Annotated in this window: 8 protein-coding genes; 6 read left to right on the top strand and 2 right to left on the bottom strand. The window is 60.6% G+C overall.

Features of this window, described 5'->3' with window-relative positions; genetic code table 11:
- Positions 1-83: 83 nt before the first annotated feature.
- Positions 84-2,078: a putative bifunctional diguanylate cyclase/phosphodiesterase gene (locus QE432_RS07745; RefSeq protein WP_013761485.1), complete on the top strand. Its 1,995-nt coding sequence runs from the start codon at positions 84-86 to the stop codon at positions 2,076-2,078.
- Positions 2,079-2,123: 45 nt separating this feature from the next.
- On the opposite strand, the gene QE432_RS07740 is transcribed toward QE432_RS07745, so the two are convergent.
- Both QE432_RS07740 and QE432_RS07735 read right to left on the bottom strand, forming a co-directional pair.
- Positions 2,124-3,200 carry an Ldh family oxidoreductase gene (locus QE432_RS07740; RefSeq protein ID WP_038493899.1) on the bottom strand — a complete coding sequence of 359 codons (1,077 nt, stop codon included), beginning with the start codon at positions 3,198-3,200 and terminating at the stop codon, positions 2,124-2,126.
- A gap of 91 nt (positions 3,201-3,291) precedes the next feature.
- Positions 3,292-6,000 carry a DNA translocase FtsK gene (locus QE432_RS07735; protein WP_065687719.1) on the bottom strand — a complete coding sequence of 903 codons (2,709 nt, stop codon included), beginning with the start codon at positions 5,998-6,000 and terminating at the stop codon, positions 3,292-3,294.
- A 375-nt stretch (positions 6,001-6,375) separates the two neighbouring features.
- Here QE432_RS07735 and QE432_RS07730 point away from each other — a divergent pair, with 375 nt between their 5' ends.
- From QE432_RS07730 to QE432_RS07710, 5 genes are read left to right on the top strand one after another with little or no spacing between them, the layout of a single operon-like run.
- Positions 6,376-7,986, top strand: coding sequence for an ABC transporter substrate-binding protein (locus tag QE432_RS07730; RefSeq protein ID WP_035199376.1), 1,611 nt, complete (start codon positions 6,376-6,378; stop codon positions 7,984-7,986).
- A 9-nt stretch (positions 7,987-7,995) separates the two neighbouring features.
- Positions 7,996-8,985: an ABC transporter permease gene (locus tag QE432_RS07725; RefSeq protein ID WP_065687720.1), complete on the top strand. Its 990-nt coding sequence runs from the start codon at positions 7,996-7,998 to the stop codon at positions 8,983-8,985.
- Entirely contained in the window at positions 8,982-9,812 is an 831-nt protein-coding gene (locus tag QE432_RS07720; protein ID WP_306623697.1) for an ABC transporter permease, read from the top strand. The genes QE432_RS07725 and QE432_RS07720 overlap by 4 nt, the downstream gene beginning before the upstream one ends.
- Positions 9,809-10,612, top strand: coding sequence for an ATP-binding cassette domain-containing protein (locus QE432_RS07715; RefSeq protein ID WP_065687721.1), 804 nt, complete (start codon positions 9,809-9,811; stop codon positions 10,610-10,612). Before QE432_RS07720 ends, QE432_RS07715 begins: the two co-directional genes overlap by 4 nt.
- Positions 10,609-11,394, top strand: a complete 786-nt coding sequence (locus tag QE432_RS07710; protein WP_065687722.1) for an ABC transporter ATP-binding protein — start codon at positions 10,609-10,611, stop codon at positions 11,392-11,394. The genes QE432_RS07715 and QE432_RS07710 overlap by 4 nt, the downstream gene beginning before the upstream one ends.
- Positions 11,395-11,397: the final 3 nt, after the last annotated feature.

Here is an 11,397-nt window from a genome sequence, read left to right as displayed (position 1 = left end):
AAATCGCGCTTATCGTGAAAGTACACGCAAAGGTCGAATAAGCAGTTACTTGATAAAGTATACGCAACACTATGGGAAAGTGCATGAAGCACACGTTAGGCGAGGTGAGTGGACAGCAAGAATATCGGCGGCCGGACGCCCGGTTTTCTGATGAACTTCTTGCCCTTTACCAGCAGGAAGGTGAGCGTAGCCGCCGGGGTTCGATCAGGCGGGGCCTGTGGACGGCTGTTTTCATCTATCTGCTATTTGCCATTACCGACATCATTCTGGTGCCCGACGTCGCATTTTACACCATAATCGCAAGAGTTATCGTCGTCCTGACGTCCCTGCTCACACTCGAAATTCAATTGCGCATGGGCGCGAGCACCGCCGCACTTGACCTCACCTGCGCCACTGCGCTCGTCATGGGCTATATTGGCTGGCTTGTGCCCTCGCTCTTGACCGACAATCTCGAAAACATGTCCTATTACATGGTTTTCGGGGCGATCTTCATGATGGGCGCCAATCTGTTTTTCACCTTCCGCTTCCATCTTTCGCTCGTGTCATCGGGCATCATTCTCGTCACCTACTTTCTGGCGGCGACGCAGTTTCCCGAAGATGCGTTCTACAAGCTCGCTTTCGGCACCTTCTATATCTCCTGCTTCGTCTTCACCTCTTACGTGAACTGGAACCTGAACCGGGAACGCTACCACGTCTTTCTCAACGCACTGGAAGCCAAGGCCCAGCAGAAAGCGGCGGACGAGCGCGGGCAGGCGCTGTTGCGGCTTTCAAATACCGATTCCCTGACAGGCCTGCAGAACCGCCGCGCCATCGACCAGCATCTGCGCCTGTTGTGGGACAATTGGAGCAAGAAGGGGGAAGGTTTCGCCGTCTTTCTGATCGACGTGGATTTCTTCAAGAAATACAATGATCGCTACGGCCACCAGGAAGGCGACAAGTGCCTCGTGACAGTGGGCAACGCCCTGCAGGACGCGATCATCGACCATGGCGCCTCCATCGGCCGTTATGGCGGTGAGGAGTTCATCGTACTCGCTCCGTTCAAGTCCAGACAGCAGGTGGGTGAGCTTGCCGAAACCATCCGCCACACCGTCGAAGACCTGTCGCTTTCGCACGATCAGCGCCGGGACGGAACCTTCATCGTCACCGTCAGCATTGGCGCGTCTTTCACCCGTCCCAATCCGGATGGCAAGCTCGAAAAGATCATCAACGAGGCCGACCGGGCGCTTTATATTGCCAAGGCCAATGGCCGCAATTGCATGAAGCTGTTCGATCCGGACGATCCGCAGACCAGCGACGAAACCGAAAATATCGCCGCACTTCTGAAAATCGCTGTCGCGGAAAACCTCGTTTCTCTCGTCTATCAGCCGATCCTCAACATATCGACCAACGAGACGGCAGGAGCCGAAGCGTTGATGCGGCTTCGCCTGCTCGACGGTGGCTCCGTTTCGCCCGGCACCTTTATCCCGATTGCCGAACGCACCGGCACGATAATGGAGCTCGGTCTCTGGACCATAAAGACCGCCTGCCGGCAGATACTGGCCGATGACAAGGTATCGGTGGTCAGCGTCAACGTATCGCCGATGCAGCTGAAGAACCCTGGTTTTGCCACTTCGGTCGCAGCGATCCTCGTTGAGGCGGGGATTGCCGGCGGCAGGCTGGCCTTCGAGATCACCGAGGGTCTGGATATGGAGATGCATTCGGATGTATTGCGCTGTCTGAACGATCTGAAGACGCTCGGCATCAATATATGGCTGGATGATTTCGGAACCGGATTTGCGGGCCTTTCCTGGCTGCGAATGACGGATTTCGATACCGTAAAGATTGACCGCTCCTTCCTGCATGACAGCAAGACACCCCGTGGCCGGGCGATGTTGCAGGACATGATCCGTCTCATCCGCAATCGCGGCCACAAGATCCTGATCGAAGGCGTGGAGACGGAAGAGCAGCTGAGGCTCGTGCGCCAGCTAGAGATCGATTATGCGCAGGGTTATTATATCGGACGCCCGGTCGTCGCCGAAAGGCTGAACGTGGCGACTACCCCCTACCCGCAGCCCAAAATGCTACAGCGCCCCGCCTGACGATGCGATGGCGGCGGCAAGCCACCGTCACCGACAGGCCCCGTCTTAGTGATATGCGGGCGGAATGATCGAGAATTTTGCTGCAAGTTCCGAAAACGCAGCACGCGTGACGGGATCGACAGGTGCGCCCTCCCTCTCCCGCTTTGCCGCTACCGCCCATTCACGATCGCCCGGCGCCATGACCTTGCAGTCCTCCCGCGCTGGCGATCCCCGCAGTACCTCGAGATAGCGTTTCATGCCCTCGTCGAACACTTCGCGTTCAAGGAAGGCTTCCGGCTTCAACGCCAGAACGAAGGCCCCAAGCCCGCGCGGCTTGGAAAAATCAGGCCCCGACATTGGGGCGATATCGAAACTGAGCTTCATGCCGCTGAGAACGGCGCTAAAGATTTCCACCATTCCCGCAAGCGCCGCTCCCTTGAAACCGAAGGCACCGCCCAAAGGAGCCAGCATTTCAACGGCATTGGGGTTCTGCGTGTCGATACCGTCGCCATCAGACGCAACTCCTTCCGGCAATTGCTGTTCCAGGCTGCGGTAAAGCAGAACCCGGTTATAGGGCACGGCGCTGGTGGCCATGTCCAGAAGCCAGGGCATGTCATCGGCTGCCGGCACGCCGACTGCAATGGGGTTGGTGCCGTGGAAACGCATCGCGCCGTCATGCAGGCGCACGAAACTGTCGGAGTTGCAAAAGGCAATGCCGATATACCCCTGCCGCGCCGCCTCCAGCACGTAAGCGCCAGCGGGGCCGAAATGCGAGGAATTCCTGATCGCAACGGCGCCGATGCCGAATTTCCCAGCAAGCGCCATGGCGCTGTCCATGGCCGCATAGGTAGCGCGGGCGCCATGGGCATGGTCGGCATCGATCGTCTCCACTGCGCCGAAGCCGGACACGCGGCTGATCTGCGGCCGCGGATTGAGACGCCCGCCTTCAAGTCCTGCGACGTAGTGAGCAAGAAGCCGAACGCCGTGGCTGTCTACGCCCAGCCGTGTGCCATGCATCATGGCGCGGGTCGCCGCATCGGCGGTTTCATCATCGGTGCCGACAGCCAGGAAAACGGAACGGCAAAACCGCTCCAGTTCATCCAGCCTTGCGAGGACAGTGACATTTTCATTGCTGTGCGACATCAGGGGAACCTCCCGATTCCAGAATCCATGCCGCACAAGCTAGTCACGGGGCGCGTTTTTGCAATCGAATATCGCGCCCCGAATGGATCAATCAGTCGTCGCCGCCAATCGCCTCGTAGGTGTCGCGCTCACCGGCGATGATGGCGCGCTTGCCGACATGGTTGGCGGGACCGACAATGCCTTCCTGCTCCATGCGCTCGACCAGGGAGGCGGCACGATTGTATCCGATCGACAGGCGGCGCTGGATATAGGAGGTGGAGCATTTCTTGTCGCGCATCACCACCTTAACGGCCTTTTCATAGAGATCGTCGCTATCGTCGTCGCCCATCGATGTCTTGTCGAAGACCGCCGTTTCCTCTTCCGCCTCGTCGTCAGCCTCGTCGGCGTCTTCCGTAACGGTGCCGAGATATTCAGGCCGACCTTGGGTCTTCAGATGCGCCACGACCTTTTCCACTTCCTCGTCCGACACGAACGGACCGTGGACACGGGAGATGCGGCCGCCACCCATCATGTGCAGCATGTCGCCCTGGCCGAGCAGGTGTTCGGCACCCTGTTCGCCAAGGATGGTGCGGCTGTCGATCTTCGAGGTCACCTGGAAGGAAATGCGGGTGGGGAAGTTGGCCTTGATCGTGCCGGTGATGACATCGACCGAGGGGCGTTGGGTGGCCATGATGAGATGGATACCGGCAGCGCGCGCCATCTGCGCCAAGCGCTGGATCGCGCCTTCGATCTCCTTGCCTGCGACCATCATCAGGTCGGCCATCTCGTCGACGATGACGACGATATAGGGCATGGCGGTGAGGTCCATTTCCTCCTGCTCGTAGACAGCTTCGCCGGTTGCGCGGTCGAAGCCGGTCTGCACGTTGCAGAACACCGTCTCCCCTTTGGCGCGGGCGGCAGCGGCCCTTGCGTTGTAACCGTCGATATTGCGCACACCGAGACGCGACATCTTGCGATAGCGGTCTTCCATTTCGCGTACGGCCCATTTCAGTGCCATGACCGCCTTCTTCGGATCGGTGACGACAGGGGTCAGAAGATGCGGAATGCCGTCATAAACCGAAAGCTCGAGCATCTTGGGATCGACCATGATCAGCCGGCATTCCTCCGGCTTCAACCGGTAGAGCAGCGACAGGATCATGGTGTTGATGGCGACCGACTTGCCCGAACCGGTGGTACCGGCAACGAGCAGATGCGGCATCTTCGCCAGTTCGGCGATGACAGGTTCGCCACCAATGGTCTTGCCAAGGCAAAGGGCTAGCTTCTGGCGGGTCTCGCTGTAATCGGTCGCTTCGATAAGCTCGCGCAGATAGACCGTCTCGCGCACCGGATTGGGAAGCTCGATACCGATGACATTGCGGCCGGGCACGACGGCGACACGCGCCGAGAGCGCCGACATCGAGCGGGCGATATCGTCCGACAGGCCGATAACGCGCGAGGACTTCACGCCGGGGGCGGGCTCGAATTCGTAAAGCGTCACAACTGGGCCGGGGCGCACATCGATGATCTCGCCCTTGATGCCGAAATCCTCCAGCACGCTTTCCAGCAGGCCGGCGCTTTGCTCTAGCGCCTCCGGCGTCATGGTCGTGGTCTGCTGGACGCGAGCCTGCTGCAGAAGATCGATGGAGGGGTATTCATATTCGCCGTCTGCAAAGACCGGCGCTTCCCGGAACATAGGCTGCGAGGCCTGGATGGGCGCGCGGGGCGTGAAACGTGGCTCGGCAACGACTCTTTCCGCCAGCTGAACCTGCTCAACAGGCCTCTGCGGCTCAGCAACTGCGACCGTCTCCACGACCGGCTGCGGAGCGACCTCTGGTTCAACGACCTGAGTTGGGGCTGGAATTGCAGGATGATGCACGCCGATTTCGCGGTAAAGCCTGATCGCTGAACCACCCGGAATCCTGATGACGGGCGGTACGGCCGAAAGCCGGATTGCCGGTGCGACCGGAGATGCGGATGCCAGCGTCGGGGCAATCGCAGGCGCTCTCAGCAACGGGTTTGCGAGAACGGTGCGCGCAGATGCGGGAAGGCCTTCGCCGGCGTCATCCGGCAGATCGAGCGTCATCACTTCCCAGAAAAGCTCATCCGGCAGATGGGCGGCAAAGGCGGGAATGGATGCCTGCGGCGTTGCAACCTGTTCAACAGATGCAACCGACGCGGCGGGCAGCGGCTGAACAGGTGAATCGTTTCCCGGTACCGGCGCTTCGAAGACGGCGGCTGCGTCAACCGGCTGAGGCGGCATCAGCGCTGCTGCAGCGGCTTCTTCCGCCTGTTTGCGCGCAAGCTCCAGTCGTAATTTGTAGGTCAGCGCCCTTGCGCCCCGCGCATCCGGCGGCTGCGGCAGAAACGGCATGCGTGGTGGCTGAATGCGCGGCTCCGGCGACTTTACGACCGTCGCAAGTGCAGGCTCCTGTACAGTAGCCTCCGGCTGCACGACCATCTCAGGCTCGGCAGTTTCAGACAGGATGTCGGTGGGTGCCTCCTCTTCCGCAAGATGCGGCGTCTCGACCGGCATGCGCCGGCTAAAGGCGCTTTCCGGCGTGCGGGTGAAACGCACATTCGGGCCAAGCACGAAAGCATTCTGCCAGCCCGGCATTTCAGCGCGGCCTTCGATGGCGTCCGCAGCGCTGACATCGGCATTCGGCCGGGGCACAACACCCGCCTTCATTGCCGCGGCCTGCTCCTGACCGGCAACGGCCTTGCCGCCGGCATGACGAGCCTTATCGCTCCCCTCCCCTACGCTATTGGACGAATTCTGGAATCTGGATCGGGAGAAGCTCATGGCAGCGTGCACACTCATCATAAACGTACATATTTCGGTCTCCCTGAAATAGAAAATAAAGGTTAATTACCCCTTTCCAAACCGGGTCACGCAGGCAGAATTTCGCTTTAGCCACAGGTGAGACGTGACATGCACCAGCAAGGAATCGGCACTCCAAGCCTCTATATTTATTGCGTTAAATCAGTTTTTCATCGCCGTTTTACGGCAACGGGCGCGGCTTAAGAAAAGGGGAGTGGCGCCTTGAAGCATATTGTTTCCGCAAGCGGTCGCGCAACGTAAAATCATTGCTGTAAAGCCCGTGAATTAACGTGGACACTGCTGCGGTTGCAGTCTTAAGATCGGGCAGGCCGCGGCCCAGCGGAAAGGCCCGCCCGCCCTCATTCCGGAGTGAACCTCATGTCGCCTGTCCACCTGTCCCGCCGCTCGCTTCTAAAGACCTCGCTCCTTCTTGCCGCAACCACCGGACTTGCGGGCATTGCCGCCGCGCAGCAGTCAAAGCCCGGTGGGCGGTTGATCGTTGCGGCCGATTCGGAGCCGAAGAACCTCAACCCGGCCATCGTTGCCTCCAACGGCGTGTTCTATATCTCGAGCAAGATCGTTGAGCCGCTGGCGGAAGCCTCCTTCAATGGCAGGGACGGGCTGGAACCAAGGCTTGCGACGGAATGGCATGGATCGGAGGACGGTTTGAGTGCCACGTTCAAGCTGCGCGAAGGCGTGACCTGGCATGACGGCAAACCCTTCACCTCCGCAGATGTGGCCTTTTCCGCACTTTCGGTTTGGAAGCCGCTGCAAAACCTTGGGCGGCTGGTCTTTGCCAATCTTGAAAAAGTGGATACGCCTGATGACCACACGGCCATTTTCCGCTTCTCCAAGCCGACACCCTTCCAGCTCATCCGCAACGCTTTGCCGGTTGTTACCAGCGTCGTGCCGAAACACCTTTATGAAGGCAGCGATATCGCCACCAATCCGGCCAATACGAAACCAGTCGGCACCGGACCTTTCGTTTTTGCGGAATATAAGCCCGGCGAATATTACCGCCTGACCCGCAATCCCAATTACTGGGGCAAGAACCAGCCGCAACTCGATGAGATCATCTATCGCGTTCTGCCCGACCGGGCGGGCGCCGCTTCTGCGCTTGAAGCCGAAGAAATCCACCTCGCGGCCTTTTCCGCCGTGCCGCTTGCCGATCTTGCCCGCATCGCGAAGGAGCCGGGCATCAAGGTCATCCCGGAGGGTTACGAAGCCCTCACCTATCAGCTCGTCGTGGAAATCAACCACCGCCGCAAGGAGCTGGCCGACCTCAAGGTCAGGAAGGCGATCGCCCACGCCATCGACAAGAAATTCGTCATCGACAAGGTCTTCCTCGGTTACGCCACTGCATCGACCGGCCCCGTACCGAAAAATGCACCCCAGTTTTACACGGGGGACGTCGAGACATACGATTTCGACGTCGCCAAGGCGAACGCCCTGCTGGACGAGGCGGGTTATGCACGCGGAGCGAACGGAACGCGATTTTCACTGAAGCTTTTGCCGGCCCCTTACTTCAATGAAACCAAGCAATTCGGTTCCTATCTTCGCCAGGCGCTACAGGAAATCGGCATCGATGCTGAGCTGGTCAACAATGATGCCGCCGCGCACCAGAAGGCCGTCTATACCGACCATGCCTTCGATCTCGCCATCGCGCCCCCGGTCTTCCGTGGCGATCCGGCGATCTCCACCACCATTCTCGTTCGCTCCGGCATTCCTGCCGGCGTCGGCTTCTCCAATCAGGGCGGCTATGAGAACAAGGCGCTCGATGCACTGATCGACAAGGCGGCGGAAACCGTGGACACGGCAGCCCGCACGGTACTCTACAAGGATTTCCAGAAGCAGGTCGCCGCCGATCTGCCGCTGATCAATGTCGCCGAATGGGGTTTCATCACGGTTGCGCGCGATACTGTCAAACACGTCGCCAGCAATCCACGCTGGGCCGTTTCCAACTGGGCGGATACGGTGGTCGGCACCTGAGGAAGCGCCGTGAGGCGCGCGGCGACATTGCTACGGCGAAGGGTGATCAGCGCCATTCCAGTGCTGCTGATCGTTCTAGTCTTTACCTTCGTGCTGCTTGAAAACGCATCCGGTGACGCGGTTGACGCCTATCTCGTCTCCATCGGTGGCGGCGACGCCGGACTGCGGGATGCCCTGCGCGAGCAATATGGTCTGAACGGTTCGGTGTTGGCCCGCTTCTGGCTTTACGCCAGCTCGGTGCTGCGACTCGATTTCGGCTGGTCGCTTGCGTTTGACCGACCGGTGCTGGGGCTGATACTCGAACGGCTGCCGAACACGCTGCTCCTGATGGGCAGTGCCACCGCACTTGCTTTCATCACCGGCACCGCGCTCGGCATCCTGGCGGGCGCCCATCCCGGCGGGTTGACCGACCGGGTACTCTCGGCCCTGTCGCTGGCGCTCTACGCCACGCCGGGGTTCTGGCTCGGCCTTGTGCTCGCCATCGTCTTTGCCGTGCAACTGAGGTGGCTGCCAACATCCGGCATCGAAACCATCGCATCCGGAAAACAGGGATTTGCAAGGGCGCTCGATATTGCCCGCCATCTTGTCCTGCCGGTCGCCAGTCTCGGCCTGATCTATCTGGCGCTTTTCCTGCGTGTCATGCGTACTGCCATGGCGGCGGTCTGGCCGCTGGATTTCGTACTCTTCGCCAAGGCCAAAGGGCTTTCGAGACGGCGGATCGTGCTGCGCCATGTCGCACGCAACGCCGCACTGCCCCTCGTCACCCTGCTTGGCCTGCAAGCGGCAACCATGCTCGGCGGCAGCGTGGTGATCGAGAGCGTTTTTGCGATTCCCGGTTTTGGCCGGCTTGCGCAGGAAGCCGTCAGCGGCCGCGACACACCGCTCTTGATGGGCATTATTCTGACAAGCGCCGTTTTCGTTATCCTGATCAATCTCGTCGTTGATATTCTCTATGCCGTGTTCGATCCGCGCATCGGCAGCGGGGAGCAACAGACATGAGTTTCACCCTCCGGCTCCTGCGCAGTTTCGAAGGTGCAGCAGGCGCCATCATCCTGACACTGCTAGCTGTGACAGCGCTCGCCGCTCCCCTTCTGTTTCCCGGTGACCCGCTGTCGATCGTCGGTGAGCCGCTCATCGCGCCCTTCTCCGACGCCGCCTTCCCCCTCGGCACCGACCGGTTGGGCCGCGATGTACTGGCGGGACTTTCCCACGGTGCGCAGGCATCCCTGCTCGTCGGCATCGGCGCTGCCGCTGCCGCCCTCATGATCGGCACCGTCGTCGGCACAATTGCCGGATTTGCCGGTGGCCTCGTAGATGAGGCGCTGATGCGTGTTACCGACGCCTTCCAGATCGTGCCGAATTTCCTTCTGGCGCTCGCCTTCGTCAGCACCATCGGCCCATCCATGCCCATCGTCATCCTTGCGATTGCGCTTGGCGCCTGGGCGGATCCAGCACGACTGATGCGGGCGCAGGTGTTGAGTATCCGCGAGCGGGATTACGTGCAGTCCGCCCGCGCCATCGGCATGTATCCGCTGGAGATCGCGTTTCGGCAAATACTTCCCAATGCGCTGCCGCCGGTTCTGGCGCTCGCCGCCATCATCGTCGCTGCCGCTATCTTAACCGAGGCGGCATTGTCCTTCCTCGGCCTCGGCGATCCGAATATCGTCACCTGGGGTTCGATGATCGCGGAAGGACGCAACGTCCTGCGCTCGGCGGCGTTTCTCTCTGTCATCCCCGGCACCGGTCTTCTGGTCACGGTTCTCGGCGTCTATCTTCTCGCGGAGGGAATCAACAAAGCGATGGCGACGAGGAAAGAAACGCCATGAGCGGCAATGCACTCTGCAGGATCGACGATCTCAGCGTCCGCTATGCGGCCGGCGACGGACCGGCGCTGCAGGATATTTCGCTGACGATCCGGCAGGGACAAAGGTTGGCGATCATCGGCGAAAGCGGTTCGGGCAAATCGACGCTCGCCAAGGCAATTGCCGGGCTTCTGCCTGTGAGCGCACGGGTTTCCGGCGATATTTCCTGGAGCCGCGACAGCGGTCTTTTCACAGACAGGCCGCAGCCGGGTCGCGATATCGGCTATATTTTCCAGGATACCGGTGCGACGCTGAACCCGGTTCTCACCATCGGTGAACAGGTGGCGGAAGGCGCTGTCCGGCATCTTGGCCTTTCATGGAAGCAGGCACGAGATCTTGCCCGCGATCTTCTGGAACGGGTGCGGTTGCCGCATCCCACCCATCTCATCGGCGCCTATCCGCACCAGCTTTCCGGCGGGCAAAGACAGCGTGTGGCGATTGCAGCCGCCATTGCCGCGCACCCCGCAATCCTGATCGCCGACGAGGCGACAAGCGCGCTGGACACGGTAAGCCAGGCCGCGATTGCCGCACTGCTGGATGGGCTGGTGCGTGAAGAAGAAAGAACGCTGGTCTTCATCACCCATGATATTGGTCTTGCTTCCGGCCTTGCCGACGAGATCGCCGTTCTGCATGCCGGACGGCTGGTGGAGCACGGCACCACCAGGCGGGTGTTATCCGCGCCTGCGCACGACTATACGCGCGCACTGCTCTCCGACTATCTCGACCTTTCGACACCGCCTCTGATCAATGAGGCAGCATCATGAATGAAGCCCTTCTGAGCGTAGAGAACCTCTCGAAAACCTACCGGACCGGCGCACGTACGGTGGAAGCACTGTCCGATATATCCTTTTCGCTTCAGCCCGGCGAGACGCTTGGGCTTGCCGGCCCCTCCGGCTGCGGAAAATCCACACTGGCACGCATCCTGATGCGGCTGATCCCGGCCGACGAAGGCACGGTCCGTTTTGAAACTCGCGACTGGCTGGCGCTTGATGGCGGTGAACTGCGCGCGGCGCGGCGGCATATGCAGATGGTGTTTCAGGATACGCATGGCGCGTTCAACCCGCGCGCCAGCGTCGAGGATGCCATAGGCGAACCGCTGCGTATTCATCGCATCGTCGAACGACGCGAACGCCCGGCGGAAATCCGCCGCCTTCTCGAGCGAGTCGGGCTGCCCGCCAGCTATGCCGGCCGCTCGGTGTTCGAGCTTTCCGGCGGCCAGCGGCAGCGCGTCGCAATTGCCAGAGCCATCGCACTCAGACCACCCCTTCTCATTCTGGACGAGGCCGTTTCAGCGCTCGATGTCTCCGTACGCAGGCAAATTCTCGAACTGCTGGTCGAAATACAGCGAGAGACGGCCGTCGCCTGTGTTTTCGTTTCCCACGACCTCGCGGTCATCCGCGCCGTCTGCCACCGCGTCGCCATCATGGAGGCGGGTCGGATCGTCGAGATCGGCAGGACAGCAAACATCGTTTCCACGCCGCAATCCTCGACCGCCAGAACCCTGATCGAGGCTGCGCCGCGCCTGACCATCACCACGCAAGGATAAGAC

The organism is Agrobacterium sp. SORGH_AS_0745 (assembly GCF_030818995.1).
Classification (GTDB): Bacteria; Pseudomonadota; Alphaproteobacteria; order Rhizobiales; family Rhizobiaceae; genus Agrobacterium; species Agrobacterium tumefaciens.
This window is presented reverse-complemented; position numbering and strand designations above follow the sequence as displayed.